19 protein-coding genes are annotated in these 24,132 nt (G+C 48.4%); 15 read left to right on the forward strand and 4 right to left on the reverse strand.

Annotation, left to right across the window (positions count from 1 at the left end; translation table 11 throughout):
* Positions 1-16: 16 nt before the first annotated feature.
* The 6 genes from pabA (at position 17) to glp (ending at position 5,992) form a co-directional block, all read left to right on the forward strand.
* Complete coding sequence (gene pabA, locus SPSPH_RS06945) at positions 17-619, forward strand: aminodeoxychorismate/anthranilate synthase component II (RefSeq protein WP_075754473.1); 603 nt, start codon at positions 17-19, stop codon at positions 617-619.
* On the forward strand, positions 619-2,025 hold the full coding sequence (gene pabB / locus SPSPH_RS06950) for an aminodeoxychorismate synthase component I (protein ID WP_075754475.1): 1,407 nt from the start codon (positions 619-621) through the stop codon (positions 2,023-2,025). Before pabA ends, pabB begins: the two co-directional genes overlap by 1 nt.
* A gap of 68 nt (positions 2,026-2,093) precedes the next feature.
* Positions 2,094-2,888, forward strand: a complete 795-nt coding sequence (locus SPSPH_RS06955; protein WP_233138710.1) for an aminotransferase class IV — start codon at positions 2,094-2,096, stop codon at positions 2,886-2,888.
* A 4-nt stretch (positions 2,889-2,892) separates the two neighbouring features.
* Entirely contained in the window at positions 2,893-3,765 is an 873-nt protein-coding gene (gene fdhD / locus SPSPH_RS06960; RefSeq protein WP_075754479.1) for a formate dehydrogenase accessory sulfurtransferase FdhD, read from the forward strand.
* Positions 3,737-4,762 (forward strand): molybdopterin-binding protein, encoded by a 1,026-nt coding sequence (locus SPSPH_RS06965; protein ID WP_083945442.1) that lies wholly within the window; start codon positions 3,737-3,739, stop codon positions 4,760-4,762. Before fdhD ends, SPSPH_RS06965 begins: the two co-directional genes overlap by 29 nt.
* Before the next feature lie 15 nt (positions 4,763-4,777).
* Positions 4,778-5,992: a gephyrin-like molybdotransferase Glp gene (gene glp / locus SPSPH_RS06970; RefSeq protein ID WP_075754481.1), complete on the forward strand. Its 1,215-nt coding sequence runs from the start codon at positions 4,778-4,780 to the stop codon at positions 5,990-5,992.
* A 98-nt stretch (positions 5,993-6,090) separates the two neighbouring features.
* On the opposite strand, the gene SPSPH_RS06975 is transcribed toward glp, so the two are convergent.
* Together SPSPH_RS06975 and SPSPH_RS06980 are read right to left on the reverse strand one after the other, a co-directional pair.
* Positions 6,091-6,702 (reverse strand): DNA-3-methyladenine glycosylase I, encoded by a 612-nt coding sequence (locus SPSPH_RS06975; RefSeq protein ID WP_233138711.1) that lies wholly within the window; start codon positions 6,700-6,702, stop codon positions 6,091-6,093.
* Positions 6,677-8,065: a PLP-dependent aminotransferase family protein gene (locus SPSPH_RS06980; protein ID WP_075754483.1), complete on the reverse strand. Its 1,389-nt coding sequence runs from the start codon at positions 8,063-8,065 to the stop codon at positions 6,677-6,679. The genes SPSPH_RS06975 and SPSPH_RS06980 overlap by 26 nt, the downstream gene beginning before the upstream one ends.
* Positions 8,066-8,183: 118 nt before the next feature.
* Between SPSPH_RS06980 and SPSPH_RS06985 the strand changes: the two genes are divergently transcribed.
* On the forward strand, positions 8,184-9,125 hold the full coding sequence (locus tag SPSPH_RS06985) for a DMT family transporter (RefSeq protein ID WP_075754485.1): 942 nt from the start codon (positions 8,184-8,186) through the stop codon (positions 9,123-9,125).
* 67 nt (positions 9,126-9,192) lie between these two features.
* Here SPSPH_RS06985 and mobB read toward each other — a convergent pair whose 3' ends face one another.
* Entirely contained in the window at positions 9,193-9,696 is a 504-nt protein-coding gene (gene mobB, locus SPSPH_RS06990) for a molybdopterin-guanine dinucleotide biosynthesis protein B (RefSeq protein ID WP_075754487.1), read from the reverse strand.
* A gap of 269 nt (positions 9,697-9,965) precedes the next feature.
* Here mobB and fdhF (SPSPH_RS06995) point away from each other — a divergent pair, with 269 nt between their 5' ends.
* The 8 genes from fdhF (SPSPH_RS06995) to SPSPH_RS07030 all read left to right on the forward strand — a co-directional run bounded on the left by fdhF (SPSPH_RS06995) (position 9,966) and on the right by SPSPH_RS07030 (position 21,112).
* Positions 9,966-12,107, forward strand: a complete 2,142-nt coding sequence (fdhF, locus tag SPSPH_RS06995) for a formate dehydrogenase subunit alpha (RefSeq protein WP_269147927.1) — start codon at positions 9,966-9,968, stop codon at positions 12,105-12,107.
* Between the two features lie 240 nt (positions 12,108-12,347).
* Complete coding sequence (gene fdhF / locus SPSPH_RS07000; RefSeq protein ID WP_075754493.1) at positions 12,348-14,489, forward strand: formate dehydrogenase subunit alpha; 2,142 nt, start codon at positions 12,348-12,350, stop codon at positions 14,487-14,489.
* Positions 14,490-14,529: 40 nt separating this feature from the next.
* Entirely contained in the window at positions 14,530-15,075 is a 546-nt protein-coding gene (locus SPSPH_RS07005) for a 4Fe-4S dicluster domain-containing protein (protein WP_075754494.1), read from the forward strand.
* A 12-nt stretch (positions 15,076-15,087) separates the two neighbouring features.
* Positions 15,088-16,458, forward strand: coding sequence for a [FeFe] hydrogenase, group A (locus SPSPH_RS07010; protein ID WP_075754496.1), 1,371 nt, complete (start codon positions 15,088-15,090; stop codon positions 16,456-16,458).
* 3 nt (positions 16,459-16,461) lie between these two features.
* Entirely contained in the window at positions 16,462-16,968 is a 507-nt protein-coding gene (locus SPSPH_RS07015) for a 4Fe-4S dicluster domain-containing protein (RefSeq protein ID WP_075754498.1), read from the forward strand.
* 294 nt (positions 16,969-17,262) lie between these two features.
* Positions 17,263-18,420: an FAD-binding oxidoreductase gene (locus tag SPSPH_RS07020; RefSeq protein WP_075754500.1), complete on the forward strand. Its 1,158-nt coding sequence runs from the start codon at positions 17,263-17,265 to the stop codon at positions 18,418-18,420.
* Positions 18,417-19,721 carry a (Fe-S)-binding protein gene (locus SPSPH_RS07025; protein ID WP_075754502.1) on the forward strand — a complete coding sequence of 435 codons (1,305 nt, stop codon included), beginning with the start codon at positions 18,417-18,419 and terminating at the stop codon, positions 19,719-19,721. Before SPSPH_RS07020 ends, SPSPH_RS07025 begins: the two co-directional genes overlap by 4 nt.
* On the forward strand, positions 19,721-21,112 hold the full coding sequence (locus tag SPSPH_RS07030; protein ID WP_075754504.1) for an FAD-binding oxidoreductase: 1,392 nt from the start codon (positions 19,721-19,723) through the stop codon (positions 21,110-21,112). Before SPSPH_RS07025 ends, SPSPH_RS07030 begins: the two co-directional genes overlap by 1 nt.
* A gap of 168 nt (positions 21,113-21,280) precedes the next feature.
* Here the strand turns inward: SPSPH_RS07030 and fdhF (SPSPH_RS07035) are convergent, their stop codons facing one another.
* Positions 21,281-23,962 carry a formate dehydrogenase subunit alpha gene (fdhF, locus tag SPSPH_RS07035; RefSeq protein WP_109298213.1) on the reverse strand — a complete coding sequence of 894 codons (2,682 nt, stop codon included), beginning with the start codon at positions 23,960-23,962 and terminating at the stop codon, positions 21,281-21,283.
* Between the last annotated feature and the right edge of the window lie 170 nt (positions 23,963-24,132).

Here is a 24,132-nt window from a genome sequence, read left to right on the forward strand (position 1 = left end):
CGAGGAGGAATGGAAGATGATCCTGATGATAGATAACTATGATTCTTTTGTATATAACCTCGTCCAGTACCTTGGCGAACTAGGGGAAGATATCCGGGTTTTTCGTAATGATAAAATAACAATTCCCCATATTGAAGACCTGCGTCCTGATCATATTATTATTTCACCTGGCCCATGTACGCCCAATGAGGCGGGTATCAGTCTGGAACTGATTCAACATTTTAAAGGAAAAATTCCGATAATGGGTGTTTGTCTTGGGCACCAGGCTATCGGTCAAGCCTTTGGCGGTGAGGTTGTGCGTGCTCCACGCCTGATGCATGGTAAAACCTCACAGGTGTTCCATGACGGTAAAGGCGTTTTTGCCGGACTGGCAAATCCGCTTACCGCTACCCGGTATCATTCATTAATTGTTAAAAAAGAAACCCTGCCTGCTTGTCTGGAGATTAGTGCCGAGACAGACGCTGGTGAAATTATGGGTATCCGTCATAAAGAGTATACTATTGAAGGGGTACAATTTCACCCTGAGTCCATTCTCACCGAAGCCGGACATACTATGCTGGAAAATTTTTTATCTTTAGATCCTAATTGGACAAGCAAGAGGAAAGGGGCCGGCCGGTAATGAATCCGACACCGATCATTCGCGAAATAACATGTGCGCTGCCGCCTGCTGAAGTGTTTGCCCTGTTTGCGCAGCAGCCCAATAGTGTGTATTTAGACAGTGGCAAAGATAATAACGGCCTCGGCCGCTATTCTTTTATTGCCCGTGATCCGTTTTTGGTATTTTCCAGTAAAGGGCAGACAATACAGCTGGAGGAAAAGGGCGGCAGCCTTACGTTTACAGGCAATCCTTTTGCCGAGCTTAAGCGGCTGCTCAACCAATACAAAACCCAAAAAGTACCCGGCTTACCGCCGCTGACAGGCGGAATTATCGGTTACTTCGGTTATGATATGGGATATTTGCTGGAAACGATTCCGGCGTTAAGTAATGATGATCTGAATAATCCTGATTGTATGTTAGGATTTTACGATACGGTTTTGATTTTTGACCACCATGCTAATAAGGCCTATATTGCGTCCAACGGGTTTCCGGAAAAAGATGAGCTCTCCCGGCGCAAACGAGCCGAAAACCGCATAACAGAATTGGCAGCTTTGGTAGCTCAGGCACAACCGCTGCCTGAGCCTCAGCCACAGATACCGGCAGGGGAGTACCGGTCAAACTTTACCCGCCAGGGACACTGTGATATGGTACAAAAGGGCATAGATTATATTGCCGCCGGTGATATTTTTCAGGTAAACTTAACACAGCGTTTTGAGGCTAAGGTGACTGTGCCGCCCTATGAGCTTTACCGTTATTTGCGGCATATCAATCCGGCTCCTTTTGCCTCCTATCTGAATTTTGGCGAAGTCATTGTTGCCAGTGCGTCGCCGGAACGGTATTTGCTGGTGACTGACAGAATGGTGGAGACAAGGCCGATAAAAGGGACCAGACCACGCGGCCAGGACCCTGAATCGGACCGGCAGCTTAGCCAGGAGCTGCTTAACAGTGCAAAAGACCGGGCCGAATTAGTTATGATAATTGACCTGGAACGCAATGATTTGGGTCGGGTGTGCGAATTTGGCAGTGTGCGTGTGCCTGATTTGATTCGCCTGGAGGAATATGCCACCGTGTTCCATCTGGTATCAACCGTGGTGGGAAAATTAGCGGAAGACAAGGATATCATTGATTTAGTCACCGCCTCTTTTCCCGGCGGCTCGATTACCGGTGCCCCTAAAGTCCGGGCCATGGAGATTATTGACGAGCTTGAAACGGTGCGCCGCAGTATTTACACCGGGTCTATCGGCTATATCGACTTTAATGGCGATGCCGATCTTAATATAGTTATTCGTACCTTTGTGATTAAGGGTGACTGTGCGTATTACCAGGTAGGGGGAGGTATTGTCGCTGATTCTGTACCTGAACTGGAATATGAGGAGAGTCTGGACAAAGCGCGGGCCCTGATGAAGGCTTTAGGTTATCAGATATAGACAGATTGGCTGGTGATACCATGCTTGTTTATTTTAATGGACATATTGTTTCAGCCGGGGAGGGTTTGGTGTCTCCGTTAGATCATAGTTTTCTTTATGGCCATGGCTTGTTCGAAACCATGCGCGCTTATAGTGGCAGGATATTCAGGTTACAGGCGCATCTGGAACGTCTGGAGGCTGGCGCAAGGTATTTACAATGGCCCCAATTGCCGGAGCGTGCTGAACTCAGTGACGCCATTGCAGCGGTACTTGAGAAAAATCAGCTCAAGGATGCTTCAGTACGGCTGACATTGTCACGCGGTACCGGGACACCGCGGCCTGATCCCGGCAGTTGTGGCCTGCCGACGGTAACGGTATTTGCCTCACCACTGCCGCCGCCATTGCCGCCCGCAGGCTGGCGTATTGCCACCGTTACGCTGCGGCGCAATCTATCTTCGCCGTTGGTTAGGATAAAGTCGGCTAATTATCTTGATAATATCCTGGCCAAAACAGAAGCAAAAGCGCTGGGGGCTCAGGAAGCCCTGATGCTTAATACTGACGGATTTGTTGCCGAAGGGTCGATGAGCAATATCTTTTTTGTTACCTCAGGCAGGTTAGTTACACCAGACGAAAATAGCGGCATTTTGCCTGGTGTAACCAGACGCACGGTTATTGAACTGGCGCAGGCGGCCGGGATACCGCTGGAAATCAGGCAAGTCAGGCCGGAAGAGCTTACCGGGGCTGACGAAATCTTTTTAACAAGTTCTGTAATGGAAATTATACCAGTGACTGTGCTTGATTCCCGGGTTATCGGCAATGAGCCGGCGCCTGGGGCCGTTACCGCTGTGCTTGCCAGGCTATATCGGGACTTTGTGAAGGAGTGAGGATATGCAGGCGCTCAAAGGAACCGCCAACTATCAGGTTGTTAAAATTCATGGCAACAATGTTACCCGAACCGAGGAACCGGTTGTGGAAGAGATCCCGCTCACGATATATTTAAACGGCAGTGAACTTGTGACTATGCTGGCCGCTGCCGGCGAGGAGGACTACCTGGTTACCGGTTTCTTGGCTACCGAAGGGATTATTCAAACGGCTGCAGATATCAAGACACTTGATATTGACGCTGCGCAGGGTGTTATCCGGGTTACGACCGTATCCGGTGAAACGGCAGCGGAAAAAAAGTTTTTAAAACGTTATCTTACCGCATGCTGTGGCAAGGGACGGAGTGCTTTTTACTTTGTCAATGATGTCTTAACCGCCAAGTCGGTAAATCATAAGGTCACCATCACACCGGCAGAAGCCATGCGTTATTCCGAACTGCTGGAAGCGGCGTCTGAAACGTTCCGCCTTACCGGCGGTGTGCATGGCGGAGCGCTGGCTGCCGCCGGTCAATTGGTGTGCTGGAGTCAGGATATTGGACGTCACAACGTATTTGACAAGTTATATGGCCGCTGTCTGGTGGAAGGAATCAGTACCCATGATAAAGTGCTGGTTTTCTCCGGCAGGGTGTCCTCTGAGATTTTGCTTAAGGTAAGTAAGATGAATATCGCTGTTATTATTGCCCGTTCGGCTCCCACCAGTCTGGCGCTGGATATGGCGGAAGAGCTTGGTGTGACGGTTATCGGCTTTGCCAGGGGCGAGCGCTTGAACATCTATAGTCATCCGGAAAGAGTTAGCGGAGTTCTGCCGCCAGAAGAGCAGGCGGGAAATTTGGTCTCAGGAGGAGAAGCAAGTGGCGCTCAAAAAAGTACGGATACATGAAGCTGTTGGTATGGTACTGGGGCATGATATGACTAAAATTGTACCGGGTGAATATAAGGGACCGGCCTTTAAGAAGGGGCATATTATTCAGCCGGAAGATATACCGCATTTACTCAATATCGGTAAAGAGCATATCTATCTTTTGGAGCTAGGCGACCAGCAAATTCATGAAAACGAAGCTGCAGAGCGGATTGCCCGCCTGGTAAGCGGCGAAAATACCTATATGGCAGGGCCGAGCGAAGGCAAAGTAACGATTATTGCCAAGCAGGACGGACTATTAAAAGTAAACAGGGCTGCTGTGACAAGTATCAATGCTGTTGATTATGCTGTCTTTTCCACATTGCATGGTAACCGGCTGGTTAAGGCCGGTGAAATTTTGGCCGGGGTAAAAGTGGTGCCGCTAATCGTAGATGATCAGGTTGTCCGGACGGTGGAAAGAATCGCCGGTGAATATCAGGACATTGTCGCGGTGAAACCGCTGCGCGCTTTAAAAACCGGTATAATTACAACAGGTAATGAGGTTTTTTACGGACGTATCCAGGATAAATTCGGACCTGTACTGCGGGATAAGATAGAAGATTATAAAGCCGAGTTTAGTGGTATTACCTTTCAGCCTGATAAAGCCGAAGCCATTACTCAGGCTATTATGGACTATGCCCAAGCCGGTGTGGAAGTTATTGTTGTTACCGGCGGCATGTCGGTTGACCCTGATGATGTGACACCGGATGCCATCCGCGCAACCGGCGCAGAAGTTATTACTTATGGTACCCCGGTGTTGCCGGGAGCCATGTTTATGCTGGCTTATCTTGGCAATATTGCTATATTGGGCTTGCCTGCCTGTGGCATGTTCTCCAAAATAACGGTATTGGATTTGGTGTTTCCCCGGATACTTGCCGGTGAAAGATTAAGTAAACAGGATTTTGCTGAAATGGGATACGGCGGCCTCTGTATGGGGTGCAAAGAGTGTTCGTACCCTTGCTGCCCGTTCGGAAAGTAGAGGAGGAATAAGCTCATGTCAGTAAAATTGGAGATTGCGCAGGAAATTTTGTTGAATTTAGTGACAGTAATGCCGAAGGAAAGAGTGGCGTTACAGGAATGCTGGCGACGTATTTTAGCTGAGACTGTAACTTCTGACATTGATTTTCCGCCTTTTGATCGATCACCGCTTGACGGCTATGCACTGATTGCGGCGGAAGTAGCTGCGGCAACTCCGGAAAATCCCGTAATTTTAAAGCAAATTGATTATATTCCGGCAGGTGAAACGTCTGATAAGCCTGTCAGTTCCGGCACAGCCTGCCGCATTATGACCGGTGCTCCCTTGCCGCCGGCGGCTACCGGTGTAATTCGCCTGGAAGATACGGTTGTAAACGGTGGTGATGTCACCATCCTGGAGGGCAGAGGGGCCGAAAGAAATATATGTTTGCGGGGCGAAGAGATCTTTAGCGGTGAAGAAGTTGTCTCACAAGGCACTGTTATCAATGCCGGTGTCATGGGGATGCTCGCCGTACTGGGCAAGAGCCGCCCTTATGTTTTTTGCAAACCCCGGGTAGCGCTTATTGCCACAGGCAGTGAGCTTGTGCCTGTTGATTTCCCCTTGGTTTCCGGGAAGATTCGTAACTCTAACAGCTATATGCTAAGCGCGCAGGTTGCCGAGGCCGGAGCGCAGACTGTTTTGCTGGGGAATGCTTCGGACAATATTGATGAAATTGCTCATCTGCTGGAGACCGCCTCAGACTGTGATGTGTTCGTAACAACCGGCGGCGCTTCGGTGGGCGATTATGACCTCATCAGCGAAGTATATAAAAAACTGGGTATTACCTTACTGTTTGACAGAGTGAGCATCAAGCCGGGAATGCCTGTGTTAGCCGGTATCCGCGATGGCAAGCTTTATCTTGGTTTATCAGGCAATCCGGCGGCGGCAGCTATTTCCTTTGAACAATTGGTGCGGCCTGTTTTGATGAAAATGGGTGGCCGTAAAGTGTGGTGGCGGCCGCGGATTAAGGCCGTGCTTGCCACACCTTTTAATAAACCGACAGGTGCCAAACGCTTTGTCTGGGCACGGTGCTGGCAGACGAGTACCGATATTTTTGTTGAACCGTCACGCGCTCAAGGCAATGGTATGCTGAAATCGGCAATGGCAGCCAATGCATTAATCGTTATTCCGGAGAATTCGCCGCCGTTGCCGGTCGGTACAGAGATAGAAGTTATTTTGCTGGCCGATGCTTAATTTTGGCTAATATCCCGCAAGGATGTTTTAAATTTTTAAGAAAAGCCGTAGGATTTTGAAATCCTACGGCTTTTTCTGACCTGCTGTTACTTGTTGGATTAAGAATGTTCACGAAAATCGCAGGATGTTAAGTGGTCATTCACCATCCCCACAGATTGCATGAAAGCATAGATGGTAGTGCTGCCGACGAACTTGAAGCCGCGCTTTTTCAGGTCTTTGCTGATGGCAGCCGAAACAGGAGTACAGGATGGAACCTCTTCGATCCGGGTCCATGTATTAATAACAGGGTGATGATTGACGAAGGACCACAGGTAATTGTCTAAAGAACCAAATTCTTCACAGAGTTTGAAATACGCTTTTGCGTTGCTGATAACGGCATTTACTTTTTGCCTGTTCTTGATAATTCCGTTATCTTGTAAAAGCGCTTCGATCTTTGCATCATCATAAGTTATCAGAATGGCAGGGTCAAAATCATCGAATGCTGCACAAAGGGTTTCCCTTTTTGTAAGAATGGTCGCCCAACTGAGGCCTGCTTGCTTTCCCTCCAATATGAGCATTTTGAATAGCTTTCTGTCATCATGAATTGGAATTCCCCATTCTTTATCATGATATTCTTGTTCCAGCTTGGTTTTTAGTGCCCAATCGCATCTTCTAATTTCGCACATCTCCTCATATCCATTTGTTTTATGCTCTTTCTGCAATAAATTCATACAATGCCTGTATTCCTTTTTGAATCTGTATATGGCTCAAATGTCCATAGCCCAAGAGCAGCTTATCTTTGTGATGATCGTTCATAGGACAATACTGTGTCACCAAGGATATTCTGATACCGGCATCCCGGCAGTCGTGCACAAACTGTTTCCCAAATTCCATTCCCTGAAAGCAGAGAGCCAGATGCAGGCCGGAAGCATCTCCCCATTGCTGCACAGAAGCACCGAACGTATTCTCAAGCGAATTTAATAAGACCTTTCTTTTTTCCCCATATATCCGCCGCATCCGCTGAACATGTTTGTCCATTTTTCGCATATGCAGAAATTGGGTCAGTGCGGCTTGCTCCAAAATTGGATTCTGGACATCCATATAATTGCGGGAATGTCTCCAACTCTTCTGCAATTGTTTGGGCAGTACCACAAACCCGATACGCAAAGCAGGAAACAGGGTTTTGCTAAAGGTTCCCACATAAATCACATGGGAGGAATCCATGGAATAGATTGGACTGACAGGAGGCCCGGTATACCGAAATTCGCTGTCATAATCATCTTCAATGATGTAAAAATCATGTTCACTTGCAAGACGTAGCAACGCGGCCCGACGTCCGGCGGGGAGAATACCGCCCAAAGGGAATTGATGGGAGGGTGTGACATAAACCGCGCAGATATCTTTGCCCTGGAGTGTAGAAATATCAGCTCCTTGCTCATCCACAAGCAGCCATTGCAAGGGATACCCTCTATCGGCAATGACAGTTCGAATGCCCGGATGGGACGGGCTTTCCAGTGCAAACGCATGACCGGCTTTATTCAGTATATCTACGAGCAAATGAAGTGCTGCCGTTGCACCTGATGTAATATACACATCTTCAGACTTTACTTCCATGCTTCTGCTGCGCAGCAGCCAGTGGGCGATCTCCTCGCATAAAGGCTCATAACCTTTGGGGCCGCTATATTCCAGCTGCTGCGTAGTCAGGTTATTGGCGGCAGCATGTACCAGTTGGCTCCAGAGTTGACGGGGAAATTGGGATAAGTCGGGCTGACCTGTTTTGAAGTCCCACAGGATAGGTGCCTGCTCTTGCTTCCTTGCCGCAGGAACGGGGGCTTTTTTCGTTGTGAGATGAAGTCCTGCTGCAACACGGGACGGGGCGCCCTGATGGCTTACAATGAATCCTTCTGTCAAAAGCATATCATATGCTTCACAAACAGTATTGCGAGAAGCGCCCAAACCTTTTGCCAGTTCCCGTGTAGATGGCAAAGCCTCTCCCTGCGAAATCTCTCCTGCCAATATACGCTGTTTCAGTGATAAAAAAATCTGACGGGCTAAACTGACTTCGGCTTTATAACGCAATTCAATACCCCACATATGTCCTCCTCCAACTGGCTCTATAAAAAGACCTTTGTACTGGATCTTATACCATTCCAGTTTATAAGATACTATTATATATAGCAACAGGCTTGGGTGTAAAGAAAGAAGGTGGCAGATGAAAAATATTACGGGAAAAATTTATTTGCTGTTTGCGTTTACCTTGGCTGGGACATCGGTGATTACAGGCTATATCCTTTCTGAAAAGTTAAACCGGTTTACAATAACTGCTGTTAGTTTAGGCATTATGATCTTGTGCTTATCCCCATTTTACGGAGCGAAAACCGTTCAAACGATTCGTTTGTTGAAAAGAAATGACTGGAACCTGCTTGTGCTTCAGGCTGTCTTTGGAATATTTCTGTTTCGCGTCTTCTTACTTTTAGGAGTAAATTTGACCAGCACTGTAGAGGCCGGAATATTGACAGGAACGACACCTGCCATTACCGCTATTTTGGCTTTTCTTGTACTTAGGGAAAAACCTTCAGAGTGGACAGCCTTTGGCATTGCCTGTACTGTTTCGGGTATTGTGCTGCTGCAGGGAACGAGCTTGTATTCCATTCAGCTATCAGCCTGGCATTTTGGGGGGAATGTATTTATGCTTTGTGCTGCGGCAAGCGAATCTGTCTTTAACATTATTTCGAGAAAGCATAAGACAATGCAGCGGGACAGTGCAGATGTGCGAATTCATCCTGTGGTACAAACTCTGATCGTATCAGCAATTGCTTTCGGACTATCGCTTGTTCCGGCTTTGGTGGAACAGCCTTTTGCGTCTTTACGGGTGATTGGGCTGAAAGAATGGCTGGCGTTGATTTGGTACGGACTGATTGTAACCGCCTTGGCCTTTGTGTTTTTCTATGCAGGGGTCAATCGCTGTGACGCGTATACAACCGCCGCCTTTTCAGGGATGATTCCTTTGACTTCTATGCTCTTATCTCTCTTCTTTTTGGGAGAAACAATCAGTTATGCACAAGGGGCAGGAGGTTTCCTTATTATTTCCAGTATGCTGATGATGGGAAGCAGACAGCGGCAGCCACAGCAGCAGACAGTTAGCAGAGTTTGAGGTAAGATGCAAAACGGCGATATGCCGCCCTTTGGGAGCATATCGCCGTTTGTTGTCAGCAGCTGTTTTACGGTTTGTGTATAGTTTTTTGTAAGAAAGTTGTTTCCAAAAAATCAGCCATTGGAGCAGGGTCATTAACAGAGAAATGCGGCACATCATCATACAGCATGGTATCAGATGCCAGGGCAAATAGCTCATCCTTTAAACACAACGGGCTTTCACAGGCTTCTTTGCGAAATACTTCAATCCTGCATGTACTTTCACGTTTATAGCCTTCGGTAAAGATAATATCAACACCGCTGATATGGGCAGCTACCTCCTCAAGCAATAATTCTTTGTCCACCTTCTTTATCATTGCCATTTTTTCCGGTGATGATATGCAGACAATGTCCGCTCCTGCTTGGGCATGACGCCAGGTGTCTTTGCCTGGTTTGTCAATGTCGAAACCATGGACATCATGCTTTATCGTAGCCACTCTATAGCCACGCTGTTTGATTTCCCGGATTAATTTTTCCAAGTAGGTAGTTTTGCCGCAATCAGAACGTCCTACAATTGAGATTACTGGAATCATGGCGTAATTTACCCCTTTTCCCTATTATTTGCATTACTTTTATTATAAGTGCACCATGAATATTCGTGCAAGCCATTAGTAAAATCAGTTAGCAAAAGTATCCGGACAGACTTTGTGAAATTTTTTTCAAAATCCAGCAGGAGTTTCTTGACCAAGGATGGAATAAAATCAGAAGATTAAAATTTTTATCTCAAAGGGCAATAATTCCGTACTGAACTGCATGGAAAGCTTACCCAAATGTTAAATGACTAAATTAGGAGGGAAGAATTTTGGAGAAGGTTTTAACAGTTTGCCCGTATTGTGGTGCTGGCTGCCAAATGTACCTGCTGGTAGAAGATGGCAGTGTGATTGGCGCTGAAGCGGCAAACGGACACATCAATGAAGGTGAGCTGTGTCTAAAGGGCCACTATGGCTGGGATTTTCTGAATGACACCAAAATTTTGAGTAAGCGTTTAACCAAACCGCTGCTCAGGCATGACAGAAGTGAGGAGTTTCATGAAGTGGAATGGGATGAAGCTCTGGATTTTGTCGCCGACAGGCTGAAAGCCATCAGGGACAAACATGGTCCTGATGCCATTATGGGCACAGGCTCAGCCCGGGGTATGGGCAATGAACCCAACTATCTCATGCAAAAATTTATGCGCGCAGTGATCGGCACCAACAATGTCGACCATTGCGCCCGTGTTTGACACGCTCCCTCTGTAGCCGGTCTGGCTACTACATTTGGCAGTGGAGCGATGACCAACTCCATACCGGAAATCGAAGATGCTACCTGTTTATTTATCTTTGGCTATAATGGTGCCGATTCCCATCCGCTGGTGGCCCGCCGCATTCTGAAAGCCAAAGAAAAAGGGGCCAAAATTATTGTTGTTGACCCCCGTAAAACGGAAGCCGCCCGGATTGCCGACTTATGGCTGCCCATTAAAAATGGTTCCAATATGGCGGCAGTCAATAGTTTTGCCAACCTCATTTTAACCAAAGGCTGGGAAAACAAGGAATACATTGAGAAATATACCGAAGGTTTCGAAGATTACAGAAAAATGGTGGCTAAGTATACACCTGAGTATGCTCAGCAAATCACCGGTATTGAGCCGAAGCTTGTTGAGCAGGCTATGGAAATTTACGCTAAATCTGACAGGTCCTTTATCCTCTATGGCATGGGGGTAACACAATACAACCAGGCGGTAGATGTGGTTAAAGGCTTAGGCTCGTTATGTCTTCTGACAGGACAAATTGCCAAACCCAGTTCCGGCATTGGTCCGGTACGCGGGCAAAATAATGTGCAGGGTGCCTGCGACATGGGGGCCTTGCCTAATGTATTCCCCGGTTATCAGGCAGTTACCGATCCGGCCAACCGGAAAAAGTTTGCCGAAGCGTGGGGCGTGGAAAGCTTGCCGGAGAAACCAGGCTATACGCTGACCGATGTTCCTCATTGTGCTGAGGAAGGCAAACTCAAGGCTTTCTATATTATCGGTGAAGATCCGGTGCAAAGTGATCCGGATGCTGCCGGTGTGAGAAAAGCGCTGGATGAGCTTGAACTGGTTATTGTTCAGGATATTTTCATGAATAAAACGGCGCTGCATGCCGATGTTATCCTGCCTGCCACTTCCTGGGGCGAGCATGGCGGCGTATTCAGCGGTGCCGATCGCAGATTCCAGCGCTTCCGTAAAGCGGTGGAGGCTAAAGGCGACGTTAAGGACGACTGGGTGATTATTTGCGAATTAGCCGAACGTTTTGGCTATGAAATGAACTATAAAAATACCGAGGAAATCTGGAGTGAAATGATCAGCTTGTGTCCGAGCTTTGCCGGTGCTACGTATGAGAGAATTGAGCAGCTCGGCAGTATTCAGTGGCCGTGCCGTACGGTAGAGGATACCGGTACTCCGTATTTATTCAAAGGCAATGTGTTCCAGACTCCCAGCAAGAAGGGGAACTTCTTTGCCGCCGAGTGGCGGCCACCGGTGGAACGGCCTGATGCTGAGTATCCGCTGGTATTGTCTACTGTACGGGAAGTAGGTCATTATTCAGCACGTACGATGACAGGCAATTGCTGGGGTCTTGCGAAACTGGCCGATGAACCGGGCTATCTCCAGATTAATCCGGCAGATGCTGATAAACTTGGTATTATTGATGAGGAGCTTGTGCGGGTGACTACCAGGCGCGGCTCGGTTATTACCAGAGCTTTGGTAACCGACCGGGTGGGTGCAGGTGTTGTTTATATGACTTATCAATGGTGGATTGGGGCCTGTAACGAACTTACTATTCATGTAGTGGACCCTATTTCCAAAACACCTGAATATAAGTATTGCGCGGTCAAAGTAGAAGCTATTACAGACCAGAAACAGGCTGAAGAAGAGCTTATTGCGGCATACAATGATCTTAAACGCAAAATGGGTGCTGTCGTTTCTTAATAATGTTTTGCTGCAGGATTGATGTGTATCGATTAATAAAGCTCAAGCCTTAGCTGGTTGTTCAGACAATGCCAGGCTAAATCAGAACTGCTAAACATGCGAGCCGTAATTTGCCGGGGATAATGATAATCCGGTGAATGTTGCGGCGCAAACGGTATGATAAAGTTTGGCTGATTTCGCTAAATAGTTCTCCCGGCGTTTTATATAAATCACGAGTTTTATAAAAAGGGGAGAATTAAGTTGAAGAAAGTATTGACAGTATGCCCGTATTGTGGGTCAGGATGCCAATTATACCTTTGTGTTGAAGACAACCGGGTTGTTGGGGCTGAACCTGCAAACGGACCAATCAATGAAGGTGAACTATGCTTAAAAGGCCACTATGGCTGGGATTTTTTAAACGACACAAAAATCTTGAGTAAACGCCTTACCAAACCCATGCTTAGATACACCCGCAGTGAACCCTTACGCGAGGTTGAATGGGACGAAGCACTGGACTATGTAGCCGGCAAACTTAAAACTATCAAAGAGCAATATGGACCGGATGCCATTATGGGCACAGGCTCCGCCAGGGGAACAGGCAATGAAACCAATTATGTGATGCAGAGATTCATGCGCGCGGTTATTGGTACTAACAATGTTGATCATTGTGCCCGGGTGTGCCATGGACCTTCTGTCGCTGGTCTGACAGCTATATTTGGCAGTGGAGCCATGTCCAACTCAATACCTGAGATCGAAGATGCCGATTGCTTGCTGATTTTTGGTTACAATGCGGCAGACGCACATCCGCTGGTGGCAAAACGGATTTTACGTGCCAAGCAAAAAGGAGCTAAGATTATTGTTGTAGATCCGCGCAAAACTGAGGCGGCGCGCATTTCGGACTTGTGGCTGCAACTTAAAAATGGTTCCAATATGGCTCTGGTAAATAGTTTTGCCAATATTATTTTAGCTAAAGGCTGGCACAATGACTATTTTATTAATAATTTTACTGAAGGCTTTGCCGAATATTGCAACACGGTAAAGAAATACACGCCGGAATATGCTCAGGCCATAACCGGGATTGAGCCGGATTTAGTAGAAGCAGCCATGAAAATCTATACTCATTCCAAGAACTCTTTTATCTTGTGGGGAATGGGGGTAACGCAATTCGGCCAGGCGGTTGACGTGGTAAAAGGACTGGGTTCGTTATGTCTTTTAACCGGCCAGATTGGCAAGCCGAGCTCCGGTGTTGGGCCTGTACGCGGTCAAAATAACGTACAGGGAGCCTGTGATATGGGCGCATTGCCTAATATCTATCCAGGCTATCAGGCAGTCACCGATGCCGCCAACCGCAAAAAGTTTGCCAAGGCCTGGGGTGTGGAGACTTTACCGGATAAAATCGGCTTTACTATAACTGAGGTTCCCCATGCTGTTGCCGCAGGCAAGCTAAAAGCCTTCTACATTATTGGTGAAGACCCGGTGCAAAGCGATCCAGATTCAGGCGGTTTGAAAAAGGCGCTTAATGATTTGGAATTTGTAATAGTTCAGGACATATTTATGAACAAAACGGCGCTGTATGCCGATGTTATCCTGCCGGCCACTTCCTGGGGTGAACATGGCGGCGTATTCAGCGGGGCTGACCGTCGCTTCCAACGCTTTAGAAAAGCTGTTGACGCCAAAGGAGATGTTAAAGATGACTGGGTCATTATCGGCGAACTGGCAAAGCGATTCGGTTATGAGCTAACTTATAAAAATACTGAAGCAATTTGGAATGAAATGATTAGCTTATGCCCGAGCTATGCTGGCGCAACTTATGAAAAAATGGAGCGCCAGGGCAGTGTGCAATGGCCTTGCCGTACCCTGGAGGACCCCGGTACCGATTATTTATTCAAAGGGAATATATTCCAAACCACCAGTAAAAAGGGAATTTTCTTTGCCACTGAGTGGAGGGCACCGGCAGAGGTGCCGGATGAACAATACCCCATAGTTCTATGTACTGTCCGCGAAGTGGGGCATTATTCCTCCCGGACGATGACTGGCAACTGCTGGGGGCTGTCTCAGCTGGCTGACGAACCCGGTTATGTTCAGATTAGTGTTGAAGATGCTGCCCGGTTGGATATTGAAGATGAACAACTGATGCGTGTTACCTCGCGGCGCGGGTCAGTAATCTCACGAGCCCGAGTTAGTGACCGGGTAAAAGCGGGAGCCGTATATATGACCTATCAATGGTGGATAGGGGCCTGTAATGAACTTACTATTGATAACCTTGATCCGATTTCAAAAACGCCTGAATACAAATATTGTGCAGTGAAACTGGAGGCAATTGCGGATCAGGAGGAAGCAGAACGGCAGCTTATTGCCAGCTACAATGACCTGAAACGCAAAATGGGTGCCGAAGTGTCTTAAAATAAAACAGGAAGCGTAGCTTCTTGAAAGGGAGGTAAATATGGAGAAGTTAAGCCCGTTTGTTGTTGGGGACGGGGAGAAATGTATCGGCTGCAAGGCCTGTGAGGTTGCCTGCCATGCATCCCATAATGTAAAAGGGATTACGGCGGGAAACATTGATACTCCGGTATTCCCCAAATTATTTGTCACCCGGGTGGAGGAAGTAACCATGCCGGTACAGTGTCATCATTGTGAAGATGCCCCTTGTGCCCAGGCTTGTCTGGAAAAGGCCATTTATTTTGCCGGGGACAAAGTACTGATTCATACCGAAAAATGCAAAGGCTGTAAAGACTGCCTGGTAGCCTGTCCGTTCGGTGCCGTGGAGCTTGTACCGCAGTTTGTTAACGGCAGGGAAGTCATTCAGGAAAACCTAGGTAAACCACTGCTGTATGGCAACAAATGCGATTTGTGTCATACCCGGCCCAATGGCCCCATCTGTGTTGAAATATGCCCGGAACAAGCCTTGCGTTTGGTGGAGCCTCATAAGGAAAAAAAAGAGAAGAATAGAAAAGCAGTTGCCACTATTGTCGGCATGTTTAAGAAATAGGAGGTGAGTACTATGCAATATACGATTGAAATTGATCAGGAATTATGTACCGGATGTCAACGCTGTACCGAGGTCTGTCCGGTGGGAGCTATCGGCGGGCCGGAAGGTATGTCAGTAGATATTAATTATGATAAATGTTGTTTTTGCGGTCAGTGTGTGCAGGTTTGCAGCGCATACCAGGAATACAAATCAGAGACCAGCGCGCCGCGCGAAACCAAGCTGAAAAACCGCGGTTTATTAGAAAGTGTGAAAGAACCGCTGTTTGCCGCTCATAATATGGGCCATGCACAAAAAGTATGGGAAGCCCTTAACAATCCTGAGGTAGTGACCATGGTGCAATGTGCTCCGGCTGTCAGGGTGGGCCTGGCTGAAGATTTTGGTATGGAATCAGGCAAACTGGTTGATGGCAAAATGATTAGCGCGCTCAGAAAACTTGGGTTTGATAAAGTATATGATACCAACTTTACTGCCGACCTGACCATTATGGAAGAAGGCAGTGAGTTAATCAAGCGGATACAGGAAAATGGTGCATTGCCTATGTTTACCTCCTGTTGTCCGGCGTGGGTCAAATATGTGGAGCAGGAACAATTTGAGCTTCACGAAAACCTGTCTACCTGTAAATCGCCGCAGCAAATGGCCGGCGCATTGTTTAAGACTTACGGCGCCCAGGTAGATAAGCTGGATCCTAAGAAAATAGTCAGTGTATCAGTTATGCCCTGTACGGCCAAAAAGTTTGAGGCATCCCGGCCGGAAATGAAATCAAGCGGCAGCCAGGATGTTGACCTTGTTTTGACAACCAGAGAACTGGCCAATTTAATTAAGCATGCCGGCATCGACTTTAAGAATCTTGAACCCAGCCAGCCGGATTCCGTATTAGGGGCTTATACCGGCGCCGGCCATATATTTGGCGTTACCGGCGGAGTTATGGAAGCCGCGCTGCGCACAGGCTATGAGCTGATTACCGGCAAAGCGCTTGATGATATAAACATTCTGGATGTGCGCTACAGCGAAGGCGTGAAGCGGGCTACCATTCAGGTCGGAGACCTGGCTGTCAAAACAGTGGTTGTTGCCGGACTGGCTAATGTGGGCCCCATTATTGAAGAAATAAAAAATGGTACGGCTGATTTCCACTTTGTTGAAGTAATGGCTTGTCCGCAAGGCTGTATCAGCGGTGGCGGCCAGCCTAAAGTTCTCCTGGAAACTGAGCGCAAAGCTGTTTATGCCAGCCGGATGGCTTCCATGTATAAGCATGATGAGGAACTGCCCTTGAGAAAGTCGCATGAAAATCCTGAAGTTACCAAGCTGTACAAAGACTTTTTGGGCAAGCCGCTGGGACACAAATCTCACGACCTGCTGCATACCCATTATGTCAGGAGGGGATAAGAAATGCTTAATACTGCTTTTGTGATCGGCAACCCTGACTTGTGTATCGGCTGTCGTACCTGTGAGATTGCCTGTGTGTTAGCGCATACCGAGAAAAAACTGGGTACTGAAGCAATTAAGGATGTACCGTTTGTACCCCGGTTATCTGTCGTAAAAACCGAAGATGTCAGTGTTCCCATACAATGCCGCCAATGTGAAGATGCGCCTTGTGCGGAAGCCTGCCCGGAAAAAGCTATTGTTCAGCGTGAGCAAACCATTTATGTACTTGCCAACAAATGTGTTGGCTGTAAAAACTGTTTGATGGCCTGCCCGATCGGGGCTGTGTACCTGACGCGGGTGGAAGAGAATCCTTGTCAAAAGACAGCTTACAAATGTGATTTGTGCATTGAAACGCCTGAAGGTCCTCAGTGTATAAAAAAGTGCCCGACCAAAGCGTTGTCGCTTGTTTTGCCTGAGTCTATCACGAGCAGCATTAAAGCAAAACGTACTAATGCAGTAAGAAACGCTTAACAACTCCCGGCTAGGATATATGACTAATAGAAAAAGCTGCGGCACTCTCTAGTGCTGCAGCTTTTTTTGTGTTAACAGAAAGTATAACTTTTTTTTTAAGCAGGATAAGAGCAGCATCGACTTTTGCCGAAGCCGCGCTGTAAAAAGTAAAGAGGAGCATTGGAACGATTTGGTGCTTCTTCTATTTATTTAGAAGGATTTCTATATTTTTATTAGAATCAAAAAAATATGTGGGAATTTCGACATTAAAGGGGTATTAGGCAAAAAATGTGTTAAAGAAGGAGGCCACGGCATTTGAACAATACAACAGCAAAGAAAATAACCTCAACAGAACAGCTTCAAGAACTATTTCGCCAGGCACAGGCAAAGAAAACCCCGGTTTCCCTGTACCGCAAGGGACAGCCAGGCGGAATTGCCTTAGATTTTAGTGAATGGAATGCAATCGAGGCTTTTGACATCGACAATCTGATGGTCATTGTACCGCCCGGAATCCTGCTCAAAGAACTCAACGCCATTGCCGCTGCCAAGGGGCTGCGGTTTATTCCGGCCGATACTCCAGCCTATGAGAACCTGAGTATCGGTGAATGGGCCTACCAAGGCTGCCCCAATCCGTCAGCCTGGAAATATGGGGCCGGGAAACACTTTCTGCTTGGCGGTAACTATGTACTGCCCAACGGTGATACCACGCCGGTGGGTGGCAGCTGCATCAAAAACGTGACAGGCTACGATTTTACCCGGTATCTGACAGGCGGTTACGCCGATTTGGCCGCAGGTGTCCGCTATATCATTAAACTTATGCCGCAGCCGGCCTGCCGTAAGCGTTATGACATTACCGTTCCTGCACTGGCGAACGCCATCGAACTTATTAATTACCTGCATAGCCGGCCTGTTCCGCCCGCCTGGCTCTTTTGGGTCGACGAAACCGTGGGCAGCAGGCTATTCAGGCAAACGCACCAAGGCCAGCGGGTTCTCTTTGAATTGGACGGAAATCAGGCAGAAGTTATAGACTATGCCAAAGAAGTCGACGCCTATCTGGCTGCTGCCAACAGCCGGCCAGCAGCCGAACCGGCAACCATACCGGCACTCTCCGGCCTGGAAGCAAACACAGACATCTTTTGGCTGCTGGATGAATTGAAAGTACCTTATACGGCAATGGACACCTTTGCCGCCAACACAGTTAAGACAATAAGTGAAACAGGTATAGCGGGAGGCTTGTTCGGACAACTGGCAGACGGGAAAATCCATCTCTGTTTGAACTGCAAAAAAGAAGCAAGCAAAACAGTTATTGCCGCCTTGCAGGCTGAAGCCTGTAAACTGGGAGGCGCAGTCAGCGGAAAATATAACCGGCTGTACGGGCCTCAGATGTGCAGCCCACTCACAGCACTGGAACTGGCTTTCAAACAACGCATTGATCCCCAACAGATATTTAACCAGGGGGTGGTTAGCCAGTGAACAATCAAGAAGAAATCAAACACCTGGAAAAAGAAATCGTCAAATGTGCACGCTGTGGCGGTTGCCGCTCGGTTTGCCCTGTCACCATCGCCGAGCACCAGGAAAATACCACAGCCCGCAGCAAAGTGCGCATGCTTGAAGCCGTACTGGCAGGCCAGGTAGAACTGACCCCTGCCGTACAATCCCGGTTTGAAAAATGCCTGCTCTGCAAAGCCTGTAAGTCAGGCTGCGGTTCCAGTGTTGCAGTAGATGAACTGGTTTTGGAAGCCAGAGCCAAGCTAGTCAAACGCAACGGACTCAATCCCTTCAAAAAAATGGCTTTTACTGCCCAGCGTTACCGCAAGTTATTTGATTTGGGACTGCGCATGGGAGGCGTCTTCCAGGGACTAATCTTCAAATCCCTGCCAGACGGCAGCGGCAAAGTAGCCCGTATTCCCCTGCCCGGAGCAGGCCTCAGTGTACGCAGGGTCGTACCCAATATGACAAGCAAGCCGTTCCGGTCACGAATACCATACCTCACCAAAGCTCAAACCTCGCAAAGCAAAGGTACAGTTATTTTCTTTACCGGCTGCACACTAAACTACATGTACCCCGAAACCGGCGAAGCCGTACTTCGTATCCTGACCCGCAACGGCTATGATATTATCATCCCTGAAGACCAATGCTGTTGCGGCACCCCGGCCCTTACCTCCGGCGATGTCGAAACCGCCCGGATACTGGCCGAACAAAACATCAAAGCCATTAACCAGCAACAGTATGACTATATCATTACCGCCTGCCCAACCTGCGGCACCGCCTTACGGGCAGAATACAAGTCCCTGCTTAAGGATTCGCCGCTCTTACGCGAATGGGAAACCCTATCCGCCAAAGTCATGGACATCACTGAGTTTGTGGTACAGCACGGCGATCTGACAAGCTTCGGCAAGCTGCCGTTGAAAATCACCTACCATGACGCCTGCCACTTCGTGCGTGGCATGAATGTCGCGGCACAACCGCGGCAAATCTTCCAAGCCATCCCCGGCCTGGAATTTACCGAAATGAAAGAGGCAGACCGCTGCTGCGGCTGCGGCGGAACCTTCAGTGCCGTATACTATGAACTGTCACGTAAAATCAATGACGTTAAAATCGACAACATTGAAGCCACCGGCATGGACTATGTCACAGCCGGCTGCTCATCCTGCCGGATGCATATTACCGATGGCCTGAACCAACGAAACAGCTGGGTTAAATTCCTGCACACCGCTGAAATTATTGACAAGGCTTATGAGGCAGGCCAAAAGGAAAAGGGGGGTCAGGTTTAATGAACAGCACTATTCTCAATGAACTCCGGCGCATAGTCGGCGACAGATATGTCATGAGTGAAAAAGAAGACCGGATCATTTACGCCAGTGATTCCACCATGTTTGACTACTGTCCGGACGTCGTGGTACAGCCGGCCACCCGTGAAGAAGTGGTTGCCATTGTCAAATTGGCCGCCAGGAACAATATTCCCGTTACCGGACGGGGAGCAGGTACCTGCCTGTCCGGCGGAGCCATTGCCCTCAAAGGCGGAATTATTGTCGACATGGTAAGAATGAACCGCATCCGTAGCATTGACGCCGCTAACAAGGTAGCCGTTGTTGAACCGGGGGTTATTACCTTCGAGCTGGCTTCACAAGCCGCCAAACAAGGTCTGCTCTATCCGCCTGATCCTTCCAGCTGGAAAGAATCGACGCTGGGCGGTAATGTAGCCGAATGTGCCGGCGGTCCCAAAGGGGTTAAATATGGGATTACCCGTAACTTTGTGCTGAGTTTGGAAGTGGTATTGCCAAATGGTCAAGTGGTTGAAACCGGCAATGCGGTAGACGGTGATATGTGCGGGCCGGACTGGACTATGCTGCTGACTGGTTCAGAAGGAACACTGGGCTTGATTACGGCCATTACCCTGCGGCTAGTATCGGCTCCCATAACCAAAAAGACCATGCTGGCTATTTATGAACGCCTGGAAGACGCGGCCAAAACCGTGAGTGTGACCATGGCGTCCGGAATTATTCCGACTACGCTGGAGTTAATGGATAACATGGCCATTGTGGCTACGGAAAAGGCATTGAAAATTGGCTTGCCGGTACATGCTGGCGGGTTGCTGCTTATTGAAGTTGACGGAGTGCCGTCAACGGTAGAGGAAAATGCCAAGCGGATCAGCGAAATTTGCCAAGAGTGCGGCGTAATGGAATTTAAAATCGCTCAAACGGCAGCCGAAGCCGAAAAACTATGGGCGGCCCGCCGGGGTATCGCCAAAGCCTTTGGTCAGATTGCCCCCTGCAAATATGCTGAAGATGCCACCGTACCGCGCAGCCTGGTTCCGGTATTGGTGGAAAAGTCAATGGAAATAGCGAAAAAACATAATATACCTATCCTGATTTGCGGTCATGCCGGTGACGGCAATATGCATCCGACGATTCTGTTTGACAAAAGGGATAAAGCCGCGTTCGAGCGGGCCGAAAAGGCATTGGCGGATGTGCATATTGTGACGTTGGAGTTAGGCGGAACCTTAAGCGGCGAGCATGGAATCGGTTTTGCCAAAGCGCCGTATTTGCGCGCCGAGGTGGGTCCTGTCGGCTATAAGCTGGGGAAGGATGTGAAGGCGGTTATTGATCCTGAAAACTTTATGAACCCCGGGAAAATGTTTAATTATGAAGGGGAACTGCATTAGTTGGGTCAAATAACAAATACCCCGCATCCAGAGGCTATGCGGACATTGCCAAAAGATACGGGGTATTGCATGTAAGCTATTGAACTGTCGGATACTGAACGTTATCTTCGGTGGTGTAAACGGTCGGCTGCCCAATCAATGGGCAGCTGACTATTTTATTTGCTGGCGTTATAGCTTTTCAATCTTAACGGCAGATACCTTATACTCATAGGTTTTAGTCGTTTTGTCGACATTGCTGCTGGTAAGCTCATTGGTCGGAGTTGCCAGGTAGTGGAAGGACATCCAGATGACTCCCGGCGGCACCCGGTCGGTTACCCATGCCTTGGTCTGTACTTTGCCGCGCCGTGAGGCCACACTGATGGTTTCCTGATCCTGAATACCCAGTCGTTTGGCATCGTCAGGATTCAGCATGGCTTGTTCCTCAGAGCGGAAAGAAGTCAGCGTTTTTGAATACCCGGGGGTTGTAATATTGTAATGATAGAGGATACGGCCTGTGCTTAAGAGGAAGGGGTATTCGGCGTCCGGCTCCTCGCCGGGCGGCTGGTGTTCTATTGGCTGGAACCTGGCAATACCACAACTGAATTTGCCTTTATCATGAAGATATTGGGTACCGGGATGGTTTTTGTCCGTTACCGGCCACTGCAGGCCGCTTTCGTCCAGGCGGTCAAAGGAAACACCGCCGTAGATCGGGCTGAGCGAGGCCATTTCATCCATAATTTCACTCGGATGATTGTAGGACATCGGATATCCCATACGATTGGACAGATCGATCAGGATACGCCAGTCAGGACGGCTGTCGCCAAGCGGGTTGATGGCTTGCCGGACCCGCTGCACACGGCGTTCGGTATTGGTAAAGGTGCCGTCTTTTTCGGCAAAGGAGGCTCCTGGCAGAACCACATCTGCCAACTTGGCAGTTTCGGTCAGAAATAGATTTTGCACCACCAGGAAATCCAGATGCTGGAGGGCTTTGCGTACATGATTGGCGTCGCCGTCAGTCAGCACCGGATCTTCCCCCATGATATACATGGCTTTGACTTCGCCGCTAATGGCTTTATCAAACATATCGGGAATCATGAGCCCGACTTTGTTCGATAATTTTACGCCCCATGCTTCTTCAAACTTATCCTGCACCATCGGGAAATCGACTTTTTGGTAGCCTGGGTAAACATTAGGCAAAGCCCCCATGTCACAGGCACCCTGCACATTGTTTTGGCCGCGCATCGGATTCAGGCCGGCATTGGGTTTACCGATATTGCCTGTCATTAAAGTGAGATTGGCTAAGCTCATAACATTATCTGTGCCGCAGATGTGTTCGGTGATGCCCAAGGTATAGAAAATCTGAGCCCGTTCCGCAGTACCATAAATTTTGGCTGCTTCAAACAACAAGTGTTCGGGTACACCGGTAATCTTTTCCACATATTCGGGGGTGTATTTTTCCACGGTTTCCGCTACCTGCTCAAAGCCGCTGGTGCATTCTTTGATGAAGGCCTCGTCGTGCCAGCCGGACTTAAGAATAATATGCATAAGACCGTTGATTAAGGCAATATCGGTACCAGGCTTCAGGCGCAGCCATACGTGGGCTTTGCCGGCCAGCTCGGTTTTCCGTGGATCGGCTACCACGAGAGTAGCACCGTTGCGGAGGGCTTGACGCATTTTGGCTCCGATGACAGGATGGGCTTCGGTTGGGTTAGCGCCAATGACAAACAGAACTTTACTGTGGGGAATTTCGTTAATGGAATTGGTCATTGCTCCGGAACCGAATGAAGTGGCCAGACCGGCCACGGTGGGAGCGTGTCAGGTACGGGCGCAGTGATCGATATTATTGGTGCCGATCGCTGCGCGCATGAATTTTTGCATAAGATAATTGTCTTCATTAACACACCGGGCAGAACTAAGTGCCGCTAAGGCATCACTGCCGTGGGAAGTTTTTATGTCGGTAAATTTGCTGGCAATCAAATCGAGCGCTTCATCCCAGCTTGCTTCCACAAATTCGCCATTTTTCTTGATCAAAGGTGTGGTAAGGCGCTCCGGGCTGTGGATGAAGTCAATGCCGAAACGGCCTTTAACGCAGGTAAGGCGACCGTTGACAGGGCTGCTCAAATTGGAGGTAACCCCAATGACCTTGCCGTCCTTTACGTTCAGGTCAAAATTGCAGCCAACGCCGCAGAAGGGGCAGGTGGTTTTGACCTTTTTATCCGGCAAACCGGCATGCTGCATAGGTTTTTCTGTCAAAGCGCCTACCGGGCAGGCCGATACGCAGGTTCCACAAAATACACAACTGGACGAATCGACCATTGGTTCGTCAAAAGCCGGCGTTACCTTAGTATCAAAGCCCCGGTTTGTCCAATCGAGGGTATCACAACATTGTATTTCCCGGCAAACGCGGACACAGCGTCCACAAAGAATACACTTGTTGTTATCACGGATAATAAAGGGGTTGCTGTCATCTATGGCATAGCTGCGGCGTTCTCCCTCAAAGCGAATTTCGCGAATGCCAAGATTGCTTGAGAGCGACTGCAATTCGCAATCCTGGCTGCGTTGACAATGCAGGCAATCCTGCGGATGGTTAGCCAATATGAGCTCAACCACACTTTTGCGTGCTTCCCGGATAACTGCAGAGTTAGTGCGTACCACCAGTCCTGCTGAAGCCGGATAGGTACAGGCAGTAACCAGCCCTCGCACACCTTCTACCTCCACGACACAGACCCGGCAGGCACCCTCGGGAGTTAAGTCGGCAAGATGGCACAAAGTGGGGATTGTTACTCCGGCTTGTTGAGCTGCCTCTAACAGAGTACTTCCTTCAGCGATTTCAATAACCTGTCCATCAATGGTTAAATTGACCATTACCAGTGTTCACACTCCTTATCGTAGTATAGGGGTAATGTTGAGCAGAACCTTTAAAATATTTTGCCTGTGCAATTTTTCATAGGCCCGGATGAGTACTAATTGCTTAACGCCTGTCCTCCTTTTAAAAAAAGTTCCACTTTACCTGCTGAAATTCCTTCTTAACTTAGATTGTG

The sequence above is a fragment of the Sporomusa sphaeroides DSM 2875 genome (assembly GCF_001941975.2).
Taxonomy (GTDB): domain Bacteria; phylum Bacillota; class Negativicutes; order Sporomusales; family Sporomusaceae; genus Sporomusa; species Sporomusa sphaeroides.